This window comes from Streptomyces nojiriensis, assembly GCF_017639205.1.
Classification (GTDB): domain Bacteria; phylum Actinomycetota; class Actinomycetes; order Streptomycetales; family Streptomycetaceae; genus Streptomyces; species Streptomyces nojiriensis.
This window is the reverse complement of sequence record NZ_CP071139.1, coordinates 6,450,818-6,476,933: the sequence shown is the minus strand read 5'-3', so window position 1 is coordinate 6,476,933 and position 26,116 is coordinate 6,450,818. Positions and strand designations below refer to the sequence as shown.

Below are 26,116 nucleotides of genomic sequence, written 5' to 3'. Positions count from 1 at the left end.
GGTCAGGCGGTGGGCCCACGCGGCGTCGCCGCGGATGGTTACGGACGGTCCCCGAAGATCGTGCGGTGCCAGTCCTTCTCGGCTACCGCGGTGTTGTCGTACATCACGTGCTTGACCTGCGTGTACTCCTCGAAGGAGTAGGCCGACATGTCCTTTCCGAAGCCGCTGGCCTTGTAGCCCCCGTGGGGCATCTCGCTGATGATCGGAATGTGGTCGTTGACCCAGACGCAGCCCGCCTTGATCTCGCGGGTGGCCCGGTTGGCCCGGTAGAGGTCACGGCTCCAGGCGGAGGCCGCGAGTCCGTACGGGGTGTCGTTGGCCAGCGCGATGCCCTCGTCGTCGGTGTCGAAGGGCAGGACGACGAGGACCGGGCCGAAGATCTCGGACTGGACCACCTCGCTGTCCTGGGCGGCGCCGGCGATGAGGGTGGGCCGGTAGTACGCGCCCTCGGCCAGGTCCCCGGCCGGGATCTCGCCGCCGGTGACGACGGTGGCGTAGGCGCGGGCGCGCTCGACGAACCCGGCGACCCGGTCGCGCTGGGCGTGCGAGACGAGCGGTCCCAGGTCGGTGGTGGGCGCGAAGGGGTCGCCGAGGCGGACGCTCTCCATCAGCTCGGCCACCCGGGCGACGAAGGCGTCGTGCAGGGGGCGCTGGACGTAGGCCCGGGTGGCGGCCGTGCAGTCCTGGCCGGTGTTGATGAGGGAGGCGGCGACGGCGCCGTGTGCGGCGGCCTCCAGGTCGGCGTCGTCGAAGACGAGGAAGGGGGCCTTGCCGCCGAGCTCCAGGTGGAGCCGCTTGACGGTGGCGGTGGCGATCTCGGCGACCCGCTTGCCGACGGCGGTGGAGCCGGTGAAGGAGGTCATCACCACGTCGGGGTGGCCCACCAGGTGCTCTCCGGCTTCGCGGCCGGCGCCGGTGACGATGTTGATCACGCCGTCGGGCAGGCCCGCGTCCTTGGCCGCCTGCGCGAACATCAGGGAAGTGAGCGGGGTGAGCTCGGCGGGCTTGAGGACGATGGTGTTGCCCGCGGCGATCGCCGGGAGGATCTTCCAGGCGGCCATCTGGAGCGGATAGTTCCAGGGCGCGATCGAGCCGACGACCCCGATGGCCTCGCGGCGTACGTACGAGGTGTGGTCGCCCGAGTACTCGGCGGCCGCCTGCCCCTGGAGGTGGCGGGCGGCGCCCGCGAAGAAGGCGGTGTTGTCGATGGTCCCCGGTACGTCGAACTCCGTGGACAGCTTGATCGGCTTGCCGCACTGGAGGGACTCGGCGTACGCGAAGTCCTCCGCCTGCTCCGCCAGGACGGCCGCCAGCCGGTGCAGGGCGTCCGAACGCTCGCCGGGGGTGGCGCCGGACCAGCCCGGGAAGGCCCTCTTGGCGGCGGCGACGGCCTCGTCGACGTCCGCGGTGCTCGCGAGCTCGTAGGTCAGGACCTCGTCGCCGGTCGCCGGATCGACCACGGTGTGTGACTGTCCGGAGGTGCCGGACCTCAGTCGCCCGTCGATGTACTGCGCGCCGTCCGCGAAGCGGTCTTTGACCTGGAAGCGGTTGCCCATAACGCTCTCACGCTCTCCGTAGCTACAGTTCGAGCTACAGCTCGAATTGAGTGCCGATCCTGACAGAGGTGACGCCCTCGGCCAAGTGATTCCGTTGTTGCCTTTTGATTACGCGACGGAATCAGTCGACCATGTGTCGAGGCACACCGAAAATCCCGTACGAAGTGTCAGTGGCGACTGCCAGACTCGCGTGCATGGAGATGATGGACGAACTGATCAAGCAGGTCAGCCGCGGTGAGCGGGTGAAGTACCTGCCGTTCTGGGGGCACCGCCCGCAGCCGGACGGCAGGCTCGGTCCGAGCTGCCTGAGCCAGTGGTGGCCCGCTTCCTTCACCGTCGGTGACGTCCGTTATGCGACCGCGGAACACTGGATGATGGCCGGCAAGGCCCGGCTGTTCGAGGACGCCGAGGCGGAGCGCGCCGCGGTGGCGGCGAAGAGCCCGGCGGAGGCGAAGAAGGTCGGGCGGCTCGTACGCGGCTTCGACAACGCGATATGGGAGCGCGAGCGGTTCGCCCTGGTGGTGGAGGGCAGCGTGCACAAGTTCGGCTCCGACCCCGCGCTGCGCGGGTACCTGCTGGGCACCGGGAACCGGGTGCTGGTGGAGGCGAGTCCGATGGACCGAATCTGGGGCATCGGGCTGGCCGCCGACGACGGACGCGCCCTGGACCCGGCGCGCTGGCGCGGACTGAACCTGCTGGGCTTCGCCCTCATGGAGGCCCGCGAGCGGCTGCGCGAGACGGCCGGGTGACCCTGCGGCCCGGGTACCGGATAAATGCGTGGCGGCGGCCCGGACGGGCCGCCTAACGTGAGCAGCGTCCAGGTGCGCAGGCGAGACCTACTTCGACTCATAATCGGGCGGCCGCGGGTTCGAGTCCCGTCACCGGCTTCAGGCCGGTGTAGCTCAGCTGGTAGAGCACCTTGTGGTTTCGCCGACTTCGATCTCTGGACACCTACGTCACGCACCTCCCGGTGCGCAGGCTGCGGCTCCTTCTTCTGCAAAGAAACCAGGCCGCCGCCACCTTGATCTCGGGAGGCCCGCGTGGGGGATGCCCGGTGCGCAGGCGACGGTTACTTCTGGGGACCCGGAGGTCGTGGGTTCGAATCCCACCCGGCTCGTCACCCGCAAGGGAACGGGCCGGTGGAGCAGCCAGGCAGCTCGTCGGGCATAAAGTCCGCCGCCGACTCCCGATCTCGGGCATCCCTCACGCAACGCCTCCCCCGCTTCCATCGAATTCGGGGGGATTCTCATGGCTCGCTTCAACCAGCGCGCGCCCAAGTCGGCGCCCGCCTCGCCCACTTCGCCGGTACGCTCCACCGGCCCCGCCCGCACCGCTCAGGGCGGCCCGGGCCACCTGCGGGACCCGCGCTCCGAGCTGTTCCTGCTCGCCGTAGCCAACTTCGTGACGCAGCGGACCGCCTACGAGGGCGGCCAGGCACGCGACGACCGGTTCGCGGCGCTCGTGCGCACCCTCGCGGTCGAGGATCCCGCCTGGACGGCCGGCCTGCTGGGCTGGCTCCGCGGGGACGCGAACATGCGGACCGCATCGCTCGTCGGCGCCGCCGAGTACGTGAAGGCCCGGCTCGACGCGGGCGCCACCGACGGGCCTTCGAACCGCCGGGTGGTCGACTCCGTGCTGCGGCGCGCGGACGAACCCGGTGAGCTGCTGGCCTACTGGACGGCGGCGTACGGGCGCAACGTGCCCAAGCCCGTCAAGCGCGGGATCGCCGACGCCGTGCGCCGGCTCTACTCCGGCACCTCGCTGCTGAAGTACGACACCGACTCCAAGGCCTACCGCTTCGGCGACGTCCTCAACCTCGTGCACGCCTCCCCCGACCCGGCCAAGCCCTGGCAGGGCGAGCTGTTCCGCTACGCCCTCGACCGCAGTCACAACCCGGAGAGCGCCGAGGTCCCGGCGGGCAACCGGACCCTCGCGGCCCACCGGGCGCTGATGGAGCTGCCGGTACGGGAGCGCCGGGCCCAGGTCGTCGCCCCCGACGGGGCGGAGCGGCTCGCGGCGGCGGGCATGACCTGGGAGTCGCTGGCCGGTTGGCTGCAGGGGCCGATGGACGCGGCCGCCTGGGAGGCGGTCATCCCCTCCATGGGCGCGATGGCGCTGCTGCGCAACCTGCGCAACTTCGACCGGGCCGGGGTCTCGGACGCGGTGGCCGCTCAGGTCGCGGCGAGGATCTCCGACCCGGAGGTCGTCGCGCGGTCCCGGCAGTTCCCCTTCCGCTACCTGGCCGCCTACCAGCACGCGCCCTCGCTGCGCTGGTCGTACCCGCTGGAGCAGGCACTCGGCCACTCGCTGGCCAACGTACCGGCGCTGCCGGGCCGGACCCTGGTCCTCGTCGACCGGTCCGGGTCGATGTGGTCCCCGCTGTCGGACCGCTCCGAGCTCAACCGGGCGGACGCCGCGGCCATTTTCGGAACGGCGCTGGCGCTGCGGGCCGAGCGGGCCGACCTGGTGCAGTTCGGTACGACCAGCGAGGCGGTCCGGTGCGAGCGCGGCGAGTCCGTGCTGAAGGTGCTGGAGCGGTTCGGACAGCGCGGCGGGACCTACACGGCCAAGGCGGTGAAGCAGCACTACGACGGCCACGACCGGGTGTTGATCGTCACCGACGAGCAGGCCGCCTCGTACGGCAACGGCGGCGATCCGACGGCCGAGGTGCCGCCCGCGGTTCCGGTCTACACCTGGAACCTGGCCGGCTACCGGGTGGGGCACGCACCCTCCGGCACCGCGAACCGGCACGCCTTCGGGGGGCTCACCGACGGGGCCTTCCGGATGGTGTCCCTGATCGAGGCCGGCCGAGACGCCGACTGGCCGTGGGCCTCCTGAGGCGGCCCGGTCAGACCTTCTCGCGGACCTGGGAGTTGTCGTAGGGGCTGTCGTAGGGCGAGTCGTCGACGGAGCCCCGCTCCATGAAGCCGGCGAACACGACCGCGATCATCACGGCGCCCAGCAGGATGCCGATCGAGCCCAGGATGATGCCGGCGAGCGCCATCCCGCCGTTGTCCGCCTCGCCGCGGCTCGCCTTGCCGCGGCCCAGCGCGCCGAAGACGACCGCGGCCGCCCCGAGCGCTATCGCGAAGAAGCTGGTGATGCAGCCGACGACCGCGAGGATGCCGAGGACGAGCGCGGTGATACCGAAGCCGTTGCTGCGCTGCACCCCGTAGGGCGGGTACGCGCTCTGGCCCGGGTATCCCTGGTACCCGGGGTACCCCGGGTGGCCGCTCTGCCCGGGGTACCCGGCGTCGCCGGGGTATCCGTAGCCGGGCTGGGCCGGATACCCGTACGCCGCGGACGCGGGCGGACCGGTCATCGGGGGCGGGGTGTGCGTCGGTATCGGCGCCGGGGTCGGGGTCGGCGCGGGCGGGGTGAACTGGTCGCCCGGCATCCCGGCGAGCGTCGGCTGGTCGTGCACGGACGGCGCGCCCGACACGCCCGGCGCCCCCGGCCCGCCCTGCGGCCTGCCCGGCTCCACCGCCGGCCGCTCCAGCGGCGCCCACGGGTCTCGCGGCTCGGGACTGCTGTCGGTCATACGGCGCCCCCCTCTCGTACAGCCATGCTAAGCGCTGCCACCGACAGTCACGGGCGTGCCTACGATGAATCCCGACCTGCCCGCACCCGCGTCCTCCCGGAGGCATCCCCATGACCGACCTGCACCCCTTCATCGCGGGGCTGCCCAAGGCCGAACTCCACGTCCACCACGTCGGCTCGGCATCCCCGCGCATCGTGGCCGAGCTCGCCTCCCGGCACCCCGACTCGAAGGTCCCCACCGATCCCGAGGCCCTCGCCGACTACTTCACCTTCACCGACTTCGCGCACTTCATCGAGGTCTACCTGTCGGTGGTCGACCTGGTCCGCACCCCGGACGACGTGCGCACCCTCACCTTCGAAGTCGCCCGCGACATGGCCCGGCAGAACATCCGCTACGCCGAGCTGACCATCACCCCGTACTCCTCCACCCGCCGCGGCATCGACGAGAAGGCCTTCATGGAGGCCATCGAGGACGCCCGCCGGGCCGCCGAGGCCGAACTCGGCGTCATCCTGCGCTGGTGCTTCGACATCCCCGGCGAGGCCGGCCTGGAGGCCGCCGCCGAGACCGCCCGGCTCGCCGTGGACCACCGTCCCGAGGGGCTGGTCTCCTTCGGCCTCGGCGGCCCCGAGATCGGCGTCCCTCGCCCGCAGTTCAAGCCGTACTTCGACGCCGCCCGCGCCGCCGGTCTGCGCAGCGTCCCGCACGCCGGCGAGACCACCGGTCCGGAGACGATCTGGGACGCCATCCGCGAGCTCGGCGCCGAGCGCATCGGCCACGGCACCAGTGCCACCCAGGACCCGGAGCTGCTCGCGTACCTCGCCGAGCACCGGATCGCGCTGGAGGTCTGCCCGACCTCCAACATCGCGACCCGCGCGGTGACCGACCTCGACCGGCACCCCGTCAAGGAGATGGTCGCGGCGGGCGTGCTCGTCACCATCAACAGCGACGACCCGCCGATGTTCGGCTCCGACCTGAACAACGAGTACGCGGTGGCCGCCCGCCTCCTCGACCTCGACGAGCGCGGGCTCGCCCAGCTCGCCAAGAACGCCGTCGAGGCCTCCTTCCTGGACCCGGCCGGCAAGGCGAAGCTGAACGCGGAGATCGACACGTACACCGCCGAATGGCTCGCGCGCTGACGCGTTCCGGGCAACTGCGCCCCTGAGAATGGGGACATGAGCACTCTGACTGCCGTCGGCCACCGCGGCGATCCCTACCGTGTCCGTGAGAACACCCTGGCGTCGATCCGCTCCGCCTTCGCGCGCGGGGCGGACGCCGTCGAGATCGACGTACGGCTGACCCGGGACGGCGTGCCGGTCCTCCTGCACGACGCGACGCTGCAGCGGCTGTGGGGCCACGACCTACGCCTCGACGAGGTCACGGCCCCGCAGCTGAAGGGGCTGACCCTGGGCGGCGTTCCCACACTCCGCGACGCCCTGACGGCCGCCGGGCCGGGCCGGCTGATGCTCGACCTGCCCGGCGCCACGCCCGAGGCGGTCCGCATCGTCGTGGGCGAGGTCCGCGAGTGCGGGGCGCGCGAGCGGACCTACTACTGCGCGGGCCCGAACACGATGCTGGCCGTGCGGGCCGCCGATCCGGGCGCGGAGATCGCGCTGACCTGGACCTCGCTGTCGCCGCCGCGGCGGACGCTGATCGACGCCGTGGCGCCGCGCTGGCTCAACTACCGCTTCGGACTGGTGAGCCGGGAGCTGGTGGACGCGCTCCACCGGGACGGCCTGCTGGTGTCGGCCTGGACCGCGGACACCAAGCGGACGATGAAGGGCCTGGTCGCGGCGGGGGTCGACGCGATCACCACGAACCGGCTGGACGCGCTGACGTCCGTACGCGCCGGCCTCGGAAGGTGATACGGGCCTTCCGGGAGGGGATCCGCGGCGCCGATCCGCGGTGGCAGGACCTGGGCCTGACCCTGCTCGTGCAGCTGGCCGTCACGATGCCGTTCGTCGTGCCCCGGTCGCCCGACCTCCCGCCCGTGACCTGGCTCTCGTACGCGATGACCACGGCCGCCGTGCTGCCCCTGGTCTGGCGCCGGCGGGCACCCGTGGCGGTACTGGCGGCGATCCTGGCCGTCGGGGGGATCTACAAGGTCGCCGTCGACGGGCCGGGTCAGCCGCTGCCGTACGCGGGCCTCATCGCCTTCTACACGGTCGCCCTGCAGTGCGCCCCGCGGGTCCGTGCAGCCGTGGGGGTGGCCGCCGTGGTGTCGGTCGCCTTGTCGGTGGGCTGGGAGACGGGGACGGCGCGGGAACTGCTGTTCACGCTCTTCGTCTCGGCGGCGGCCTACGCCCTGGGACGGCTCCAGCACACGCGGCAGGCGTACACGGCGGCCGTGGAGGCGCGCGCCGCCGAACTGGAGCGGGCCAACCGGATCGAGGCGGAACAGGCCGCCGCACGTGAACGGGCCAGGATCGCGCGCGAGATGCACGACATCCTCTCGCACGCGGTCAGCATCATGATCGTGCAGGCGGAGGCCGGACCGGTGGCCGTGCGCCGGGCCCCGGAGCGGGCCGAGGCGGCCTTCGAGGCGATCGCGGAGACGGGGCGGGACGCGATGGCGCAGCTGCGCGCGATGCTGGGCGTGCTGCGCACCGACGAAGCCGCGCCCCGGAGTCCGCAGCCGGGGATCTCCGGGCTGGCCGAGCTGGTGGACCGGGTACTGGCCAGCGGGCTGCGCGTGACGTACGAACGGACCGGCGCGGTGCGCGAGCTGTCGGCAGCGCTGGAGGCGACCGTGCACCGGGTGGTGCAGGAAGCCCTGACCAACGTGGTCAAGCACGCCGGGGCCGCCGCGGCGGACGTGACGCTCGTGTACGGGCCGGGGACGCTCACGGTGACGGTCACGGACGACGGCCGGGGGCCCGGTGGCGCCTCGGGCGGGCACGGGCTGATCGGCATCCGCGAGCGGGCGGCGGCCCACGGCGGTACTGCGGAGTCCGGCCCGGGCCCGGACGGGGTCGGGTACTCGGTGCGGGTGTCCCTTGTAACCTCGCCGCTGGAGGTGGGGAATTGACGATCCGTGTGGTGGTGGCCGATGACCAGGAGCTGGTGCGCAGCGGCTTCGCGATGATCCTGGACGTCCAGGAGGACATCGAGGTCGTGGCGGAGGTGGGGGACGGCGCGGCGGCGGTGGAGGCGGTGTCCCGGCTCGCGCCGGACGTGGCGCTGCTGGACATCCGGATGCCGGTGCTGGACGGGATCGAGGCGTGCCGGGCGATTTCGGCCGGGAGCGCGTGCCGCACGGTGATGCTGACGACCTTCGACTCGGACGAGTACGTGTACGAGGCGCTGCACGCGGGGGCGAGCGGGTTCCTGCTGAAGGACGTGCGGCGGGACGACCTGGTGCACGCCGTACGGGTGGTGGCGGCGGGCGAGTCGCTGCTGGCGCCGTCGGTGGCGCGGCGGCTGATCGAGGAGTACACGACGGCGACGGCGCGGCCCTCCCTTCCGGCGGACCGGCTGGAGGTGCTGACGGCGCGGGAACGGGAGACGCTGCTGCACCTGGGGCGGGGCCTGTCCAACGCGGAGATCGCGGGGGCGCTGGTGGTGAGCGAGCACACGGTGAAGTCGCACGTGGGGAACGTGCTGGCGAAGCTGGGGCTGCGGGACCGGATCCAGGCGGTGATCTGCGCCTACGAGACGGGCCTGATCGCGGCGGGTACTCCCTCCGGGGAGTGAGGGGACGGCGTGTCGTCTCCCCCGCACCGGGTAGTTGTCGTACCGCTGAAGACCCCTCTGCTGGGTGATCCGCAACTACCCCTCTGACCTGGAGCATTGAGGTCATCGGGGCAGACGGCGCCGATGACCTCACAGGGGGAGCACACCACCATGAACGCACGTACGCGCACGCTGATCGCAGCCGCTCTGGTCCTGGGCATCGCGTCCGGACCCGTCGTCGCACACGCCGCTTCGGTTCCCGCGCCGGCGGGGGGTACGGCGGGCGTCTCGGCGCCCCTCGTACCGGCCCCGCCGAATGCGGCGGTACTGGAGCGGGTGATCGCCGGTCTGGGGGCGGAGCACAAGGACGCGACTGCCGCGCTGGTCCGCGTCGGGGGTACGAGCGGCAGCTGGCGGGGCGGTTCCGGTGTCGCGGACATCGTCACCGGGCGGGCGGCCGTCGAGCAGGGGAGGTTCCGGGCGGGGTCGGTGACCAAGACCTTCACCGCGGCGGTGGTCCTCCAGCTGGCGGCCGAGGGCCGGGTGGACCTGGACCGGCCGGTCCGGCGGTACCTGCCCGGGACGGTCCCCGACGCCTACGGTGCGGTCACCGTCCGGCAGTTGCTCAACCACACGAGCGGGATACCGGCCGCGGACGGCCCGGGCGACTCGTTCGAGGCGCAGTGGGAGCACCGCTTCGATGTGACCGACCCGCACGACCAGCTGGCCGACGCCCTGGGGAAGGAGCCGGAGTTCGCCCCGGGCTCGGCCCAGCACTACCTGAACATCAACTACACCTTGCTGGGCGTGCTCGTCGAGAAGGTGACGGGCACCTCGTACGAGGAGGCGGTCGGGCGGCGGATCCTGAGGCCGCTCGGTCTGCGCCAGACCTCGTTCCCGTCCCGGACGCAGACGACGATCCCCGGCCCGCACAACCACGGGTACCAGGCGACAGTCGGGGCGGACGGCTCCCGGGAGCTGCGGGACGTGACCGAGTGGAACTCCTCGGACCGCTGGGCGGCGGGGGACATCATCTCGACCACGGCCGATCTGGAGCGGTTCACCAAGGCCCTGTTCGGCGGGCGGGTCGTGCCGGCGGCCCAGCTGGAGGAGATGTTCACGGTGCCCGCGGTGAAGACCTTCGGCAGCGGGAAGGACGCCACGATGACCGCGGGACTGTCCAGGATCGTCCTGCCGGACGGAACGGTGGCGTGGGGCAAGTCCGGTGGCCGGCACGGGTACAACACCGGCATAGGTGCGACGCGGGACCTGTCCCGCACCTTGGTCTACTCGGTCAACTCCACGAACGCCAAGGGCGAGGACATGAACCCGGTGGTGTTGGGCGTCGTGATGGCGGCCTTCGCCCAGTAGGCGTCAAGCGGGCATCGACTCAAGGCGCTTGATCATGCGGTGGAGGACCAGCAGGGGAATCACGCCGAAGACGCCGAACGACATGTCGATGACGCTCCACCAGATGGGGATGCCTCGGATCGGGCCGCATATCAGGGCCAGCGGGATCACTCCGGCGCAGGCGATCATGCCGGCTTCGACGATCCAGATGTTGCGGACCGGGTCGCGGTGGACCCCGTAGAAGAAGACGGCGATGACGAGGTGGGCGAAGGCGAGCCAGTCGGTTCCGTAGAGGAGGAAGGGGTAGTCGGCGTCGGCCCGCTCCAGCCCGTCGCCCACTCGTCGCAGCCACTCGTTGTCGATCAGGGCGTTGGCCCAGCGGAGCTCGCTGACCAGGGGGAAGGCGGTGAGGCCGCTGAGCACGAGGCAGATCAGGAACAGGGTCAACCAGGCACGGATACGCCGCTGCAGGGCGCTTCTCTCGCTCATGGAAGGAAGCCTACGCCCATTTCTGAACACGTTCAGCCAAATTGCTGAACGTGTTCAATACCCCTCACTCGGCGGGGTCAGAGGCCGACGATCGCGTTCCAGCGCTTGGCGAGGGACCGGCGCTCGGCCGAGGAGATGTCCCGGGCCACGACGAGCCGCTTGCGCATGTCGTCGTCCGGGAAGATCAGCGGGTTCTCGGCCAGTTCGGCGGTCTCCTGGTCGTCGGAGGCGGCCAGGACCTCCCGGGCGGCCGGGACGGGGCAGACGTAGTTGACGGAGGCGGCGAGCGAGGCGGCCACCTCGGGCGCGTAGTAGTGGTCGATGAGGGCCTCGGCATTGGCCTTGTGCCGGGCCAGGTTGGGGACGAGCAGGCTTTCGGCCCACAGCTCGGCCCCCTCCTCGGGGACGACGAACTCGATGTCCGGGTTGTCGGCCTGGAGCTGGATGGCGTCACCGGAGTAGGCCTGGCAGGCCAGGACATCGCCCTTGCTGAGATCGGAGGTGTAGTCGTTGCCGGTGAAGCGGCGGATGTGCTTCTTCTTCACCATGTTCTCGACCTGGTCGCACATCCGGTGGAAGTCGGACTCGGTCCAGCGGGTGACGTCCACTCCGTTGCCCTGCATGAGTAGGGCGAAGGACTCGTCGAGGCCGGAGAAGAGGGTGACCTTGCCCGCCAGGTCCGGCTGCCACAGGTCCTTGACCGACTTGATCTCCCGGCCCAGGGCCTTGCGGTTGTAGGCGATACCGGTGATACCCGACTGCCAGGGGACGGTGTGCAGCCGGCCCTCGTCGAAGGCGGGGGAACGCAGTTGCGGGTCGAGGTGCCGGGCCACGTTGGGCTGGGCCGACCGGTCCAGCTTCTGGGCCCAGCCCAGGTGCACGAAGCGGGCGGCCATCCAGTCGCTGACCACGATCAGATCGTGGCCGGTCTCCTGGCGGTTCATCAGCGCCGGGCTGACCTTGCCGAAGAACTCGTCGTTGTCGTTGATCTCCTCGCTGTACCGGACCTCGATGCCGGTCCGCTCCGAGAAGGCCTCCAGGGTCGGGCGGCGCTCCTCGTCCTCCTCGTCGGTGTCGATGTAGAGCGGCCAGTTGGAGAACGTGACGCTGCGGTCCCGCTCGGAGCGGTCCGGGCCCTCGCGCCCTTCCTCGGGAACGTAGGCGGCCGGCACGCCGCAGCCGGCGAGGGCGGCCGCGAGGCCCGCGGCACCGAGGCCGTACAGCGCAGAACGGCGGGAGAAGGCGAGTTCAGGCATGGGCAAAGCCTCGGCGAACGCGAGGGGGCGGGCAATAGACATGTTGTCTACTGCCCGCCCCGTCAACGCTGTGCTGTGATCGATGCGGCCGATCAGCCGTCGAGCGAGGTCATCACGTGCTTGATGCGCGTGTAGTCCTCGAAGCCGTAGGCGGAGAGGTCCTTGCCGTAGCCGGACTTCTTGAAGCCGCCGTGCGGCATCTCGGCGACGAGCGGGATGTGGGTGTTGATCCACACGCAGCCGAAGTCGAGGTTCTTGGACATCCGCATCGCGCGGCCGTGGTCCTTGGTCCACACGGAGGAGGCGAGGGCGAACTCGACGCCGTTCGCGTACTCCAGGGCCTGGCCCTCGCTCGCGAAGGACTGGACGGTGATGACGGGGCCGAAGACCTCGTTCTGGATGATCTCGTCGTCCTGCTTGAGGCCGGAGACCACGGTCGGGGCGTAGAAGTAGCCCTTCTCGCCGACCTGGTGGCCACCCGCCTCGACCTTGGCGTGGGCGGGGAGGCGCTCGATGAAGCCCGCGACCTGCTTGAGCTGGTTCGGGTTGTTCAGCGGGCCGTACAGCACGTCCTCGTCGTCCGGCTGGCCGGTCTTGGTGTCGGCGGCGGCCTTGGCGAGCGCGGCCACGAACTCGTCGTGGATCGACTCGTGCACGAGCACGCGGGTGGCGGCGGTGCAGTCCTGGCCGGCGTTGAAGTAGCCGGCGACCGCGATGTCCTCGACGGCCTTGGCGATGTCGGCGTCCTCGAAGACCACGACCGGGGCCTTGCCGCCCAGCTCCAGGTGGACGCGCTTGACGTCCTTGGAGGCGCTCTCGGCGACCTGCATGCCCGCGCGCACCGAGCCGGTGATGGAGGCCATCGCCGGGGTGGAGTGCTCGACCATGGCCTTGCCGGTCTCGCGGTCACCGCAGATGACGTTGAAGACGCCCTTGGGCAGCACCGAGTCGATGATCTCCGCCATCAGGACGGTGGAGGCCGGGGTGGTGTCCGAGGGCTTGAGCACGACGGTGTTGCCCGCCGCGATGGCCGGGGCGAACTTCCACACGGCCATCATCATCGGGTAGTTCCACGGCGCGACCTGGGCGCAGACACCGACCGGCTCACGGCGGATGATCGAGGTCATCCCCTCCATGTACTCGCCGGCCGAGCGGCCCTCCAGGAGCCGTGCGGCACCCGCGAAGAAGCGGATCTGGTCCACCATCGGGGGCAGCTCCTCGCTGGCCGTGAGGGCCAGCGGCTTGCCGGTGTTCTCCGACTCGGCGGCGACGAGCTCGTCCGCGCGCGCCTCGAAGGCATCCGCGATCTTCAGCAGGGCCTTCTGGCGCTCCGCGGGGGTGGTGTCGCGCCAGCCCGGGAAGGCGGCCGCGGCGGCGGCCATGGCGGCGTCCACATCGGCCTGGCCCGAGAGCGGGGCGGTGGCGTACACCTCGCCGGTGGCCGGGTTGACCACCTCGGTGGTCCGCCCGTCGGCGGCGTCCTTGAACTCCCCGCCGATGTAGTTGCGCAGACGACGCAGTTCGGTGGTCACTACAGCCACACTCCTGATCACATGTCCAACGATTGAGACGAATACCAAGCCTAGCCTCTCGGCAGAGGCTTTCGACAGACCCAGACGCCACCAACTACGAAATCAGTGAGATCTGAGTTCTCAAACAACGGATTTCATCGATTCCGTCTTGCGGAACAGACGACCCTCGTGCACAGTGAGGTCGTGGTCAGTCGAAGCGCAGATTCAAGGAACAGACAACCGTCCCCTTCGGTCGATGCTGTGTCCCTGGCGATCATCGAGCAACTGCAGGAGGACGGTCGCCGTCCCTACGCCTCGATCGGCAAGGCCGTAGGCCTCTCCGAAGCCGCTGTGCGCCAGCGGGTGCAGAAGCTGCTCGACCAGGGCGTCATGCAGATCGTCGCCGTCACCGACCCGCTCACCGTGGGCCTGCGACGCCAGGCCATGGTCGGCATCAACGTCGAGGGCGACCTCGACCCGGTGGCCGATGCGCTGACCGCCATGGCCGAGTGCGAGTACGTGGTCATGACCGCAGGTTCGTTCGACCTGATGGTGGAGATCGTCTGCGAGGACGACGACCACCTGCTCGAAACGATCAACAAGAAGATCCGCACGCTCCCCGGCGTGCGATCAACCGAAAGCTTCGTTTATCTGAAGCTGAAGAAGCAGACCTACATGTGGGGAACTCGATAGCCCGTGAGCCAGGACCTCTCCAAGACCGCATACGACCACCTGTGGATGCACTTCACCCGCATGTCGTCGTACGAGAACGCACCCGTCCCCACCATCGTGCGTGGTGAGGGCACCTACATCTTCGACGACAAGGGCAAGCGCTACCTCGACGGTCTCGCCGGACTGTTCGTGGTCAACGCAGGTCACGGCCGCAAGGAACTGGCCGAGGTCGCCTACAACCAGGCTCAGCAGCTCGCCTTCTTCCCGGTGTGGTCGTACGCCCACCCGAAGGCCGTGGAACTCGCCGAGCGCCTCGCGAACTACGCCCCGGGCGACCTGAACAAGGTCTTCTTCACCACCGGTGGCGGCGAGGCCGTCGAAACCGCCTGGAAGCTCGCCAAGCAGTTCTACAAGCTGCAGGGCAAGCACACGAAGTACAAGGTCATCTCGCGTGCGGTCGCTTACCACGGCACCCCGCAGGGCGCCCTGTCCATCACGGGCCTGCCGGCCCTGAAGGCCCCCTTCGAGCCGCTGGTGCCCGGCGCGCACAAGGTGCCGAACACCAACATCTACCGCGCCCCGATCTACGGCGACGACCCGGAGGCCTTCGGCCGCTGGTGCGCCGACCAGATCGAGCAGGAGATCCTCTTCGAGGGCGCCGACACCGTCGCCGCCGTCTTCCTGGAGCCGGTGCAGAACGCCGGTGGCTGCTTCCCGCCGCCGCCCGGGTACTTCCAGCGCGTCCGCGAGATCTGCGACGAGTACGACGTGCTGCTCGTCTCCGACGAGACGATCTGCGCCTTCGGCCGCCTCGGCACGATGTTCGCCTGTGACAAGTTCGGCTACGTGCCGGACATGATCACCTGCGCCAAGGGCATGACCTCGGGCTACTCCCCGATCGGTGCCTGCATCGTCTCGGACCGCATCGCGGAGCCGTTCTACAAGGGCGAGAACACCTTCCTGCACGGCTACACCTTCGGCGGACACCCGGTGTCCTCGGCGGTGGCGATCGCCAACCTCGACATCTTCGACAAGGAAGGCCTCAATCAGCACGTGCTGAACAACGAGGACGCCTTCCGCACCACGCTGGAGAAGCTGCACGACCTGCCGATCGTCGGCGACGTCCGCGGCAACGGCTACTTCTACGGCATCGAGCTCGTCAAGGACAAGGACACCAAGGAGTCCTTCACGGACGAGGAGACGGAGCGCGTGCTCTACGGCTTCCTCTCCAAGGCGCTCTTCGAGAACGGCCTGTACTGCCGGGCCGACGACCGCGGTGACCCGGTCATCCAGCTCGCGCCGCCGCTGATCGCCGACCAGGGCACCTTCGACGAGATCGAGGGAATCCTGCGCTCGGTGCTCACCGAGGCATGGACCAAGCTGTAACCGGAGCCTGAACCGCCCGCGCCGCAGTAGTCCGACCACACGGCCCGGATCCCCCGTTCGAGTGAGAACGAGGGGGTCCGGGCCGTGTGCTGTCACCATCCAAGACGTTCGTCTCTTTACATCTCACTGTGGCGCCAGTGACTTCGACCGGCTCCGCTTCGTTCCCTCGGACGGAGGTGTACGCCATGGTGTCTCCACCGGACAATGCCCCGCCTGACAATGACGTCCTGTGGGCTCGGTCCCTTCACTACTCCCACGGGGGGTCCCCCCGGACGAAGTCCGGGGGAGGGTCCCCCGCCCTCGTAGAGATCTCCGTCGGGGTCCGCCCGGGCGAGATCCTCGCCCTGACCGGTCCCCGCGGCAGCGGCAAGACCACCCTGCTCCGCTGTCTGTCCGGGCAGCTGCGGCCCCAGCAGGGCGAGGTCTGGTTCAACAGCGTCCCCATGAACACCATGGGCGCCCTCGTCCGTGAACGGCTGCGCCGCGACCGGTTCGGCTGGATCGGCCACGAGCCCCAGCTGCTGCCCGAGCTGAAGGTCTGGGAGAACGCGGCCCTGCCCTTGCTGCTCGCCGGTGCCTCCCACCGCACCGCCCGCATGGCCGCCTGCGAATGGCTGGACCGCCTCGACATCGCCGGCTTCGCCCGCAAGCGCCCCCGCGCCCTGACCCGCGCCGAGTGCCAGCGGGTCGCACTCGCCCGGGCCCTGGTCAACGAGCCCGCGGTGATCTTCGCCGACGAGCCCACGGCCCCCCTGCACCGCACGGAGCGGGACCTGCTGCTCCGGACGCTGACCACCGCGGCCCGCTCCCACGACATCACCGTGCTGGTGGCCACCCACGACGAGGCCACCGCGTCCGTCGCGGACCGCCGGATCGCCCTGCTCGACGGCCGCCTCGCGGGGGCCGCGGCCGCCGCCTCCCCCGTCGCCGACACCACGGAGGACCAGGCCGCGTGCTCGCTCTCCGCCTAGCCCGTGGTTCCCGGCCGCTCGTCCAGCTGCGGCGGCTCCTCGTCGCCGCGGCCTCGGCCGGAACCGGTTTCCTGTTCCTCTATGTACTCGCCGGCGCCGTGGCCCGGCCCGCCGGATCGTTCCCTCGCCTGCTGTGGGCCCTGATCCCGCTGGCCGTCACCGTGCACTTCGCCGTCGTCGTGGCACGGGCCGACCCCGCGACCCAGCCCCGCGAGGGACTCGACGCCGTCGGGCTGGGACCCGTTCGGCTCATGCTGGCCGCCGCGATGTCCACCGCCGTCGCCTGCGCCCTGGGCAGCGCCCTGGCCCTGGCCGCCTTCCTCCACCTGCGCGGGGAGCTGGCAGGGCTGCCGTTCGACGGGACCGGGGCCGAGCTGCTGCACGCCGACCAGCCGCTGCCGGTGGCGGGCGCCCTCACCCTGCTGGCCCTGATCCCGCTGACCGCTTCGGCCGCCACCGCCGTCGCGCTGCGCCCGCGCCCGCCGCTGGCTCCCCAGACCGGACTGCCCTGGGGCATCGCGCTGACCGCCTGCGGGCTCGCGGCCTCGGCCTACGCGGGCCGGGGCGACGCCGGGGCGCTCATCGGCTGGTCGCTGACCGCGGTCGGGCTCGCCCTCGCCGGACCGGGGCTCGCCTACGCCTGCGGGAGCCTGGTCCAGGCCGTGCGCCCGGGAGCACTGCGGCTGCTGGCCGGACGGACCCTCCAGGAGGAGGCCCCCCGGATCGGCCCCCCGCTGGGAGTGCTCTGCTCGGTGGCCACTGGTGCCCTGACCGCGTTCGCCCTGCGCGACCGGGGCGGGCTGCCCGTCCCGCTGGGTCCGCTGACCTGGCCGGCCGTCGTCCTGGTGGCCCTGTGCGCCGCCGCGACCCTCCTCACATCCGTGGTGGAGGCCCGCCGGATCCGGCAGCCCGGACGCACGGCCCTGCTCGACCTGGGTGCCCCCGCCAACGTCCTGCGCAGCGCCGCGAGTCTGCGGGCCACCGCGCTCCTGGCCGTGTGCGTACCGCTCAGCTGGGGTGTGGCGCAGCTGACGTCGCTGGCATTGACCCGCTGACCGGAGCAGCCCTTAGGGTGGGCCGAATGGTCAACCCAGACATCGAGATCGAGACGCTCGCCGAATTCGACCAGGTCGTGGCCCGCGGCTCGCTCAGCGGCTACCGGATCCAGTCGGTCAACCTGCTGGAGCGCACCTTCGCCCTGCTGGCCGCCGACACCTCGGCGGCCGTGTTCCTGGGCTGCGCGATGGAGCCCGACGCGGCGGTGAAGGTCCGCGCCGACGGCGCGCTGGTCTTCCCGCCCGTGCCGGACCTGCCGTTCAACCCGTACCGGGGCCTGCTCTACTCGCCCGAGGAGCTCTTCACCGGGCTGGCCGACGGGTACGAGGACACTCCGGACGCCGAGGCGTACGCCTGGTTCCAGGAGACGAAGTCCGACGGCGACGTCTTCTCCTCGATGCTCCGTTCCGTCCATGACGACGCCATCTCCGACGCCCTCGACGAGCACCTCTGCGGTGTCCGGGTCGTCGGTGTGATGGGCGGCCATGCCATGGCCCGCGGCGGTACGGACTACCGCGGTGCGGCGGAGCTGGGCCGGGCGCTGACCCGGTCCGGGCTGACGGTGGCCACCGGCGGCGGCCCCGGCGCGATGGAGGCCGCCAACCTCGGCGCCTACCTGGCACCGGCTCCGGACGAGGCCCTCGCGGAGGCCCTGGAGATGCTCGCCAAGGCCCCCTCCTTCGCGCCGTCGGTGTCCGACTGGGCGCGCGCGGCCTTCGCCGTGCGCGAGCGCTTCCCGGCCGGCGGGGACTCGGTCGGCATCCCGACCTGGTTCTACGGGCACGAACCGCCGAACGCGTTCGCGGGCCACATCGCGAAGTACTTCGCGAACGCCACCCGTGAGGACGGGCTGCTGGCCCGCTCCAACGCGGGCGTGGTCTTCCTGCCCGGCGCGGCGGGCACCGTCCAGGAGATCTTCGACAACGGGACGCCGAACTACTACGAGTCCCGGGGCGAGCCGGCCCCGATGATCCTGGTCGGCCGCACCCACTGGACCGAGCACCTGCCGGCCTGGCCGCTGCTGCAGGCGCTGGCGCGCGGCCGTGCGATGGAGTCGCGCATCGCGCTCGTCGATTCGGTGGACGAGGTCCCTGACGTCCTCGCTTCGATGAGCTGAGTTCCGGAAGCAACTTCCCGGCCCGTTCCGACGTCTGGCAGAGGTACCGCAAAACCTGCCAGACGTGAACGGAGCCCTTGGTGCTCATAGGCCTGCTGACCGCTGTCGCGGCGTCCATCTGCTACGGCACGGGATCCGTGCTGCAAGCCGTCGGCTCGCGCCGCGCCGCACGCATGTCCCCGGCCGCCGCCGGGGTGACCGCCCACGGCGGCCCCAACCTGTCGTCCACCGCGAAAGCGGCGATGACCTGGGAATTCATCGTCGGCACCATCCTGGACTTCGTGGGCTTCGGACTCGGCGCCCTGGCCGCCCGTCTCCTGCCCCTCTTCCTCTCCCAGACGGTGATCAGCGCCAACCTGGTGATCACGGCCGTGCTGAGCGTGAAGATGCTCGGCATCCGGCTGAGCCGGAAGGAATGGGCCTCGATCGGTGTCGTCTGCACCGCGCTGGTGCTGCTGGCGACGGCCGCGGGCCACGAGGGCGGCCACCACGCGCCGATGTCCACGCACTGGTGGCTGCTGGGGATCACCCTGCTGCTGATGGTGGGCGGCACGGTGGCCGTACGCCTCCTCGGCGGCGGCGCCGCGATCCTGGCGGGCCTGCTGTCGGGCCTCGGCTTCGGCGCGCTCGGCGTCGGCGTCCGGATCCTCGACGGCGTGGACCCGTTCGACCTCGGCACCCTCCTCACCGACCCGGCCCTCTACGCCATCCTGGTGGCGGGCATCGGCGGCATGTACCTGCACACGGTCGCCCTGCAGATCGGCTCGGTGAACGGCGCCACGGCGGCCCTGGTCGTCGGCGAGACCGTGCTGCCCGGCGCGATCGGCGTCCTGTGGCTCGGCGACGCCTCCCGCCCCGGCCTGGCCTGGCTCGCGGCCCTCGGCTTCGTCATGGCCGTCGCCGGAGCGGTGGCCGTCGCCTGGTACGGCAAGCACGAAGGAGCCGACGAGGGCGCCGCCGCCCCGGTGCCGGAGCCGGTCGGCTGACCCACCGGCCGGCCGGGCCCCCTCACCCGGTCGGCCGCCCCCCGGTGGTGGCGCGGCAGTGGCTGCCGCTTGCTGGACCAGGGGAGAGAGTGAGGGGTTCGTGAGTCCCACGACCGATCGGCTCGATACGCCACGCGCGGCCGGGATGGCCGGAGTCGCCTTCGCCCTGCTGCTCGGGGCGGCGATCGTCCTGATGCGGATCGCCGTCCCGTCGGGCAACGCCGCCGACCTGACCGTCGACCAGGACAAGCGCTGGGCGGTCCAAGTGGCACTGGAGATCGTGCCCTTCGCGGGCATCTTCTTCCTCTGGTTCATGGGCGCCCTGCGCGCGCATACGGGCCCGGCCGAGGACCGGTTCGTCGCCACCGTGTTCCTCGGCAGCGGATTCGTCTTCGTGGCCACCCTGTTCGCCTCCGCCGCGGCGGCGGGCACCGTGCTGGCCGAGGGCACGCCCTCCGATTTCGGCCGCCACTTCGCGTACACGCTCCTCGCGACGTACGCCATGAGGATGGCGGCCGTCTTCGTCCTCGCGACCTCGACCATCGGACGGATGCTCGGCGTCTTCCCGCGGCCACTGGCCCTGCTGGGCACCGTCGTCGGCCTGGTCCTGCTCGTGGTCGGTTCCGGAGTGCCCTGGTCCGAGCTCGTGTTCCCGGTCTGGGCGCTGATCCTCAGCCTGTACATCCTGCGCGTCCGACGCGGCACCCCGCGTCGGCCTCCGACCCCCACCGAACCGCCCTGACCTGGGGATCCTTACTCCGGCAGGCGGCCTATGGGCGCCGCGTGCATGCTGGTGGGAAGGGGCGGACCCGGGGGCTCCGGGGGGGTGACGGGGATGGACGGCCAAGGAAAGGCAGAACCGTCATGAGGCTTGTCGTCGACCTCAACCGCTGCCAGGGATACGCCCAGTGCGCATTCCTCGCTCCCGATGTCTTCGCCATGCACGGCGACGAGTCGCTGCTCTACAACCCGGAGGCGGATCCGGCGCAGCGCGAGGACGTCATGCGTGCCGTGGCCGCCTGTCCGGTCCAGGCCATCCTTCTGGAGATCACGGACGAGGACATGGCGAACATGGTGGCCCCGGATGCCGTGGCCGGCGCCGGATCTCCTTCCGGAGGCGCGCGGTGACGAGTACAGGAACGCACGACGGATCCCTGGAGCGCCTCAAGCGCGAGGGCCGCATCGTCGTCGTCGGCGCATCCCTGGCCGGCCTGCGGGCCGCCGAGACCATGCGCGAGAAGGGTTTCGCCGGTTCGCTCACGATGATCGGCGACGAACCGTACGAGCCGTACGACCGGCCCCCGCTGTCCAAGCAGGTCCTGCTGGGCAACGCGGTCGCCGACCACACGGCGCTCCCCCGACGACGGGCTATCGAGGCCGAGTGGCGCCTCGGGGTCCCGGCCACGGGCCTGGACATGGCCGCCCGCCGGGTCGAGCTCGGCAACGGCGACGCGGTCGAGTACGACCGGCTGCTGATCGCCACCGGCGTACGCGCCCGGCCCTGGCCCAACGCGGAGGAAGGCGCCCTCAAGGGTGTCTTCGTGCTGCGCACCCGCGACGACGGCGAAGGGCTGCAACGGGCCCTGGCCGCCGGTCCCCGCCGGGTGCTGGTCATCGGAGCCGGCTTCACCGGGTCCGAGATCGCCTCCGCGTGCCGGGAGCGCGGCCTGGACGTCACCGTCGCCGAGCGCGGCGATGCCCCGCTGGTCGGGGCGCTGGGCGGCGTGATCGGCGCGGTGGCGGCCGAGATGCACCGCGAGAACGGTGTCGACCTGCGTACCGGAGTCATGGTGACCTCCCTTGAGGGCGACCCCTCCGGGCGGGTCCGCGCCGCGCACTTCTCCGACGGGTCCACCGTGGAAGCGGACGTGGTGGTCGTCTCGCTGGGCGCGCAGCGCAACACCGAGTGGCTCTCCGGCTCCGGGCTGGGCGCGGGTCCGCGGGGCATCGCCTGCGACGCCGGCTGCCGGGCCTTCGACATCCGGGGCATCGTCACCGACGACATCTACGTGGCGGGTGACGTGGCACGTTCCCCGCACGCCCTGTTCGGCTACCAGTTCCTGTCGCTGGAGCACTGGGGCAACGCCGTCGCCCAGGCCGACACGGCCGCGCACAACATGCTCAGCGCGAGCGCCGACCGCCGTCCCCACCTCTGGGTTCCGGCGTTCTGGTCCTCCCAGTTCGGCGTGAACATCAAGTCGGTCGGGGTACCGCCGATGGGGACCGAGATCCTCATCACCCAGGGCTCGCTCGCCGAACGCCGGTTCGCGGCCGCGTACGGGTACCAGGGGCGGCTGATCGCGGCCGTCACCTTCGACAACTGCCGGTGGCTGCCGTTCTACGAGCAGCAGATCGAGGCCACCGCGCCGTTCCCGCCGCCGTTCTCCACGGTGGACCGCAGGCCCGAGGGGTCCAAGCCGCTACCGGCCGACTTCCCGGACCCGTCCGTCCCCACCCACGGGCCGACCATCACGCTGAGCGGCTATTCACCGGCGGACCGGAAGATGACCTTCACCCCCGGAAGATGACCTTCACCCCCGCCCCGCGCCACCGGCCGCGCCGCGCCGCGCCCTCCCCCGAGGATCACGAGGACCTGTCATGACCCAAGCCCTGCTGCGGGAGATCATCGACTACGCGAACCGCGCGAATCCGTACCCGCTGTACGAGGAGCTCCGCAAGACCCCGGTGTCCCATGACGGGGACGGCCCGTACGTGGTCAGTACGTACTACGATATCCACAGCCTGTTGCACGACCCCCGGATCAGCTCCGACGCCAAGAACCTGAAGGCGACCGGGGACGATCTGCTGGGCGACCAGTCCGACGAGGAGGGCACGACCCTGCCCCCGTCCTTCCTCAAGCTCGACCCCCCCGACCACGACCGGCTGCGGCGGATGACGAACCGGCCGTTCGGCCCGCCGCACGCCCCCCACCGGGTGCACGACATGCGGGACGAACTCGGCGGCCTCGTCTCCGGGCTCATCGACGGCATCGTGGAGACCGGACAGATGGACCGGATCGACCTCGTCGACCAGTTCGCGTACCCCTTCCCGGTCTCGGTCATCTGCCGGCTGCTCGGCATCCCCCGTGAGGACGAACCCCGCTTCCACGTCTGGGCGGAGACGCTGGCCGCCAGCCTGGACCCCGACCCGGACGCGGACCCCACCCAGCGCGGCAAGGGCTCGATGGACGCCCGCATGGAGCTGGGCATGTACCTGGCCGGGCTGATCGAGGAACGCCGCAAGAACCCCGGCGACGACATGCTGTCCCAGCTCGCGACGGCGGACGGCCCGGACGGCGCGATGACCACCATGGAGGCGCTCAGCACCTCCGCCCTGCTGCTGATCGCGGGCCACGAGACCACGGTCAACCTCATCACCAACGGGATGCTGACGCTGCTGCGCCACCCGGAGGCCCTTGAGCGGTTGCGCAACGACCCCGATCTGGCGATCCCGATCGTCGAGGAACTGCTGCGCTACGAGCCGCCCGTACAGCTGCTGCCCCAGCGGACCACCCTCTCCGACGTCGAGGTCGCCGGAGTCACGATCCCCAAGGGCGCGTCGGTGTGGCTGATGCTGGCCTCCGGGAACCGGGACCCGAAGCGGTTCGAGAACCCGGACCGCTTCGACCCCGACCGCAAGGACATCCAGCACCTCGGCCTCGGCAGTGGCATCCACAGCTGCTTCGGGGCGCCGCTGGCCCGGCAGGAGGCACAGCTGGCGCTGAGCGAGCTGGCCCGCCGGCTGGAGAACCCCCGGCTGCTGGAGGACCCGCCGCAATACCGTCAGAACTCGGTCCTGCGCGGCCCGCGCCACCTGCCGATCGCCTGCGACGGCATCCGTCCCTAACCGGCGTCCTCTTCGGGCAGTACGACCACCTCGGCGGGGGTGAACGTCACCTCGACCCGGTCCCCCACGGCCGGCGCCCCCGCCAGCCCGCACTCGGCCTCCAGCACCGGTCCCGTCTCCGGCCGCAGCACCAGTGCGACGTGCGTGCCGCGGAAGGTGCGGGAGGCCACCTCGCACTTCAGGCCCGCCGCGCAGAGCACGACTCCGGCGGGGCGGATCAGCAGCCGCTGCTCCCCCTCGGGGGATCCGGCCGGTACCGGGACCTTGCCCCACGCGGTGGCGGCCCACGGACCCGAGACCACGGCCGGAACCACGTTCTCGAAGCCGAGGAAGCGCGCCACGAACTCCGACGCGGGCCGCTGCCACACCTCCAGCGGGGTCCCGGCCTGCGCGATCCGGCCGTCCCGCATCACCACCACCCGGTCCGCCAGGGCGAAGGCCTCGCCCTGGTCGTGCGTGACGGCCAGTACGGTCGTGCCGAGCCGGGAGAACAGCCCCCGCAGCTCCACCACGAGCCGCTCCCGCAGCCCCCGGTCCAGCTGCCCCAGCGGTTCGTCGAGCATCAGCAGCCGCGGCGACGGTGCCAGCGCCCGGGCCAGCGCCACCCGCTGCTGCTCACCGCCCGACAGGGAGGCCACCGCCCGGCTCTGGGCGCCGGGGAGCCCGACCAGTTCCAGCAGTTGCGCGACCCGGTCCGCGGACGGGGCCCGTCCGGCTCCCCGCACCCGTAGCCCGAAGGAGACGTTCGCGCCGACGTCGCGGTGCGGGAAGAGCTGGTGGTCCTGGAACATCAGGCCCACGCCCCGCCGGTGCACGGGGACGTCGGCCTGGTCGGCCCCGCCCAGCAGCACCCGGCCGGCGGACACCTGCTGGAGTCCGGCGACGACCCGCAGCAGCGTGGACTTGCCGCTTCCGCTCGGCCCCAGCACGCACACGACCTCGTGCTCGGCGACCGCGAGGTCCACGCCGTCCAGGGCGTACTGGGCCGCGCGCTCACCGAAGCGGACCGACACCCCCTCCAGCTGAAGCAGTGTCATCAGAACTCTCCGGAGGTCTTGTCGGGCCGCAGTCGCTCCAGCAGCAGCAGGGACACCGCGCACACCAGCATCAGAATCGTGCTCAGGGCCATCGCCTGGCCGTAGTTCAGCTCTCCGGCCCGCCCCAGCAGCCGCGCCACGGCCACCGGCAGCGTCGGCCGGTCCGCCCGCGCGATGAACACGGTCGCACCGAACTCCCCCAGCGACACCGCGAAGGCGAACCCGGCCGCGATCAGCAGTGCCCGCCGCACCAGCGGAAGGTCCACCTCCCGCCAGGCCCGCAGCGGCGACGCGCCGAGCACCGCGGCGGCCTCCCGCAGCCGCCCGTCCACCGCGCGCAGCACCGGCAGCATGGTCCGTACGACGAAGGGCACGCCCACCAGGGCCTGCGCGAGCGGCACCAGGATCCACGAGGTCCGCAGATCCAGCGGCGGCTCGTCCAGGGTGATCAGGAAGCCGAAGCCCACGGTCACCGCGGACACCCCGAGCGGGAGCATCAGCAGCGCGTCGAAGCCGCGTACGAAGCGGCCCCCGCGCCGGGTCAGCGCCGCGGCCGCGAGTCCCCCGATGACCAGGGCGATCGCGGTGGCGGCGAGCGCGTACTGCAGGGAGTTCCAGATCGCCTCCAGCGGCGCCACCAGGAAGGTCCCGCCACCGGCGCCCGCGTCCTGCAGTGCCCGGTAGTAGCCGAGGCCGTAGCCGCCGGGGGTGTCGAAGGACCGCTCGACCAGCACGCCCAGCGGCAGCACGATCAGCAGCGCGACGGTCAGCAGCACCCCGCCCAGCAGCGAGCGCTGCGCCCAGCCGCGCGGCCGGTGCGTGGTGCGGCCCGGATCGACCAGCCGCAGCGCGGTCTCGCGCTTGCGCACGGTCCAGGCGTGTACGGCGAGGATCGCGCCGATCGCGGCGAACTGCACCATCGTCAGGACGGCCGCCGTCGGCAGGTCCAGGAGCTGCGCGGTCTGCCGGTAGACCTCCACCTCCAGGGTGGAGTACGCGGGTCCGCCGAGGATCAGCACGACGCCGAAGGAGCTGAAGGTGAACAGGAACACCATCAGCGCGGCGGCGGCCACCGCCGGGGCGAGCGCGGGCAGCGTCACCCGCCGCCAGGCGGTGAACCGCCCGGCGCCCAGCACCCGGGCGGCCTCTTCCTGGCGGGGGTCCAGCTGGGCCCACAGTCCGCCGACCGTGCGGACGACGACCGCGTAGTTGAAGAAGACGTGTGCGAGCAGGATCGCCCAGACGGTGGTGTCGAGCCGGACGCCCACCAGTTCGTCCAGCAGCCCGCCCCGCCCCAGCAGCGCGAGGAAGGCCGTGCCGACCACCACGGTCGGCAGCACGAACGGAACGGTCACCACGGCGCGCAGCAGCTGCTTGCCCGGGAACTCGAAGCGCGCGAAGACGTACGCGGCGGGGAGCGCGATCAGCAGCGTGAGCAGGGTGGAGGCGAACGCCTGCCAGGTGGTGAACCACAGCACGTCGGCGATGTCGGGCCGGGCCAGCACCTCCGCGAACCGGCCGAACTGCCACCCTTCGTCGGTCTTCAGGCCGCGTCCGACGATCGCGGCGACGGGGTAGGCGAAGAACAGCCCGAAGAAGGCGAGGGGGACGGCCATCAGGGCGAGCCGCACGGCGGTCGCCCGCGCCCCCTCGCGGGGGCCGGAGCCCGGCGC

At 71.4% G+C, this 26,116-nt stretch carries 23 protein-coding genes and 1 pseudogene; 17 read left to right on the top strand and 7 right to left on the bottom strand.

The window, feature by feature from the left end; translation table 11 throughout:
- Positions 1–38: 38 nt before the first annotated feature.
- Positions 39–1,556 carry a gamma-aminobutyraldehyde dehydrogenase gene (locus JYK04_RS30290; RefSeq protein WP_189745669.1) on the bottom strand — a complete coding sequence of 506 codons (1,518 nt, stop codon included), beginning with the start codon at positions 1,554–1,556 and terminating at the stop codon, positions 39–41.
- 194 nt (positions 1,557–1,750) lie between these two features.
- Here JYK04_RS30290 and JYK04_RS30285 point away from each other — a divergent pair, with 194 nt between their 5' ends.
- Together JYK04_RS30285 and JYK04_RS30280 are read left to right on the top strand one after the other, a co-directional pair.
- On the top strand, positions 1,751–2,305 hold the full coding sequence (locus JYK04_RS30285) for an NADAR family protein (protein WP_189745667.1): 555 nt from the start codon (positions 1,751–1,753) through the stop codon (positions 2,303–2,305).
- A 499-nt stretch (positions 2,306–2,804) separates the two neighbouring features.
- On the top strand, positions 2,805–4,394 hold the full coding sequence (locus JYK04_RS30280) for a TROVE domain-containing protein (protein WP_189745665.1): 1,590 nt from the start codon (positions 2,805–2,807) through the stop codon (positions 4,392–4,394).
- A 10-nt stretch (positions 4,395–4,404) separates the two neighbouring features.
- Here the strand turns inward: JYK04_RS30280 and JYK04_RS41985 are convergent, their stop codons facing one another.
- Positions 4,405–5,097 (bottom strand): DUF4190 domain-containing protein, encoded by a 693-nt coding sequence (locus JYK04_RS41985; RefSeq protein WP_189745663.1) that lies wholly within the window; start codon positions 5,095–5,097, stop codon positions 4,405–4,407.
- A gap of 110 nt (positions 5,098–5,207) precedes the next feature.
- Between JYK04_RS41985 and JYK04_RS30270 the strand changes: the two genes are divergently transcribed.
- From JYK04_RS30270 to JYK04_RS30250, 5 genes are all read left to right on the top strand, one after another.
- Complete coding sequence (locus tag JYK04_RS30270; RefSeq protein WP_189745661.1) at positions 5,208–6,233, top strand: adenosine deaminase; 1,026 nt, start codon at positions 5,208–5,210, stop codon at positions 6,231–6,233.
- A 36-nt stretch (positions 6,234–6,269) separates the two neighbouring features.
- Entirely contained in the window at positions 6,270–6,959 is a 690-nt protein-coding gene (locus JYK04_RS30265; protein ID WP_189745659.1) for a glycerophosphodiester phosphodiesterase, read from the top strand.
- The gene (locus JYK04_RS30260; RefSeq protein ID WP_425282273.1) at positions 6,956–8,122 is read left to right on the top strand and encodes a sensor histidine kinase; all 1,167 of its coding nucleotides are present in this window, start codon (positions 6,956–6,958) and stop codon (positions 8,120–8,122) included. Before JYK04_RS30265 ends, JYK04_RS30260 begins: the two co-directional genes overlap by 4 nt.
- Positions 8,119–8,787, top strand: coding sequence for a response regulator (locus JYK04_RS30255; protein ID WP_189745657.1), 669 nt, complete (start codon positions 8,119–8,121; stop codon positions 8,785–8,787). The genes JYK04_RS30260 and JYK04_RS30255 overlap by 4 nt, the downstream gene beginning before the upstream one ends.
- 150 nt (positions 8,788–8,937) lie before the next feature.
- Positions 8,938–10,137 (top strand): serine hydrolase domain-containing protein, encoded by a 1,200-nt coding sequence (locus tag JYK04_RS30250; protein ID WP_189745655.1) that lies wholly within the window; start codon positions 8,938–8,940, stop codon positions 10,135–10,137.
- 3 nt (positions 10,138–10,140) lie between these two features.
- Here JYK04_RS30250 and JYK04_RS30245 read toward each other — a convergent pair whose 3' ends face one another.
- From JYK04_RS30245 to JYK04_RS30235, 3 genes are all read right to left on the bottom strand, one after another.
- On the bottom strand, positions 10,141–10,605 hold the full coding sequence (locus tag JYK04_RS30245; protein ID WP_189745653.1) for a hypothetical protein: 465 nt from the start codon (positions 10,603–10,605) through the stop codon (positions 10,141–10,143).
- Positions 10,606–10,682: 77 nt separating this feature from the next.
- Complete coding sequence (locus tag JYK04_RS30240) at positions 10,683–11,861, bottom strand: polyamine ABC transporter substrate-binding protein (protein WP_229876764.1); 1,179 nt, start codon at positions 11,859–11,861, stop codon at positions 10,683–10,685.
- A gap of 92 nt (positions 11,862–11,953) precedes the next feature.
- On the bottom strand, positions 11,954–13,393 hold the full coding sequence (locus JYK04_RS30235) for a gamma-aminobutyraldehyde dehydrogenase (RefSeq protein ID WP_189745648.1): 1,440 nt from the start codon (positions 13,391–13,393) through the stop codon (positions 11,954–11,956).
- A gap of 168 nt (positions 13,394–13,561) precedes the next feature.
- Here JYK04_RS30235 and JYK04_RS30230 point away from each other — a divergent pair, with 168 nt between their 5' ends.
- From JYK04_RS30230 to JYK04_RS30185, 10 genes and pseudogenes are all read left to right on the top strand, one after another.
- Positions 13,562–14,065, top strand: a complete 504-nt coding sequence (locus JYK04_RS30230; protein WP_007266859.1) for an Lrp/AsnC family transcriptional regulator — start codon at positions 13,562–13,564, stop codon at positions 14,063–14,065.
- A 3-nt stretch (positions 14,066–14,068) separates the two neighbouring features.
- Positions 14,069–15,430: an aspartate aminotransferase family protein gene (locus JYK04_RS30225; RefSeq protein ID WP_030008595.1), complete on the top strand. Its 1,362-nt coding sequence runs from the start codon at positions 14,069–14,071 to the stop codon at positions 15,428–15,430.
- A 311-nt stretch (positions 15,431–15,741) separates the two neighbouring features.
- A pseudogene (locus tag JYK04_RS30220) lies at positions 15,742–16,401 on the top strand (ABC transporter ATP-binding protein); the annotation flags it as partial.
- On the top strand, positions 16,383–17,456 hold the full coding sequence (locus tag JYK04_RS30215; RefSeq protein ID WP_189745644.1) for a hypothetical protein: 1,074 nt from the start codon (positions 16,383–16,385) through the stop codon (positions 17,454–17,456). The pseudogene JYK04_RS30220 and the gene JYK04_RS30215, both read left to right, overlap by 19 nt.
- A gap of 26 nt (positions 17,457–17,482) precedes the next feature.
- Positions 17,483–18,574 carry an LOG family protein gene (locus JYK04_RS30210; RefSeq protein WP_189745642.1) on the top strand — a complete coding sequence of 364 codons (1,092 nt, stop codon included), beginning with the start codon at positions 17,483–17,485 and terminating at the stop codon, positions 18,572–18,574.
- A gap of 80 nt (positions 18,575–18,654) precedes the next feature.
- Positions 18,655–19,560 (top strand): DMT family protein, encoded by a 906-nt coding sequence (locus JYK04_RS30205; RefSeq protein ID WP_189745640.1) that lies wholly within the window; start codon positions 18,655–18,657, stop codon positions 19,558–19,560.
- A 100-nt stretch (positions 19,561–19,660) separates the two neighbouring features.
- A complete protein-coding gene (locus tag JYK04_RS30200) occupies positions 19,661–20,302 on the top strand; it encodes a hypothetical protein (RefSeq protein ID WP_229876763.1) in 642 nt (213 codons plus the stop codon).
- A 122-nt stretch (positions 20,303–20,424) separates the two neighbouring features.
- Positions 20,425–20,688: a ferredoxin gene (locus JYK04_RS30195; protein WP_030016402.1), complete on the top strand. Its 264-nt coding sequence runs from the start codon at positions 20,425–20,427 to the stop codon at positions 20,686–20,688.
- The gene (locus JYK04_RS30190; protein WP_229876762.1) at positions 20,685–22,088 is read left to right on the top strand and encodes an NAD(P)/FAD-dependent oxidoreductase; all 1,404 of its coding nucleotides are present in this window, start codon (positions 20,685–20,687) and stop codon (positions 22,086–22,088) included. The genes JYK04_RS30195 and JYK04_RS30190 overlap by 4 nt, the downstream gene beginning before the upstream one ends.
- Before the next feature lie 70 nt (positions 22,089–22,158).
- Entirely contained in the window at positions 22,159–23,406 is a 1,248-nt protein-coding gene (locus JYK04_RS30185) for a cytochrome P450 (protein ID WP_189745639.1), read from the top strand.
- Here JYK04_RS30185 and JYK04_RS30180 read toward each other — a convergent pair.
- A complete protein-coding gene (locus tag JYK04_RS30180) occupies positions 23,403–24,443 on the bottom strand; it encodes an ABC transporter ATP-binding protein (RefSeq protein WP_189745638.1) in 1,041 nt (346 codons plus the stop codon). The genes JYK04_RS30185 and JYK04_RS30180 overlap by 4 nt on opposite strands.
- Positions 24,443–26,059 carry an ABC transporter permease gene (locus JYK04_RS30175; RefSeq protein ID WP_189745768.1) on the bottom strand — a complete coding sequence of 539 codons (1,617 nt, stop codon included), beginning with the start codon at positions 26,057–26,059 and terminating at the stop codon, positions 24,443–24,445. The genes JYK04_RS30180 and JYK04_RS30175 overlap by 1 nt, the downstream gene beginning before the upstream one ends.
- Positions 26,060–26,116 lie beyond the last annotated feature (57 nt).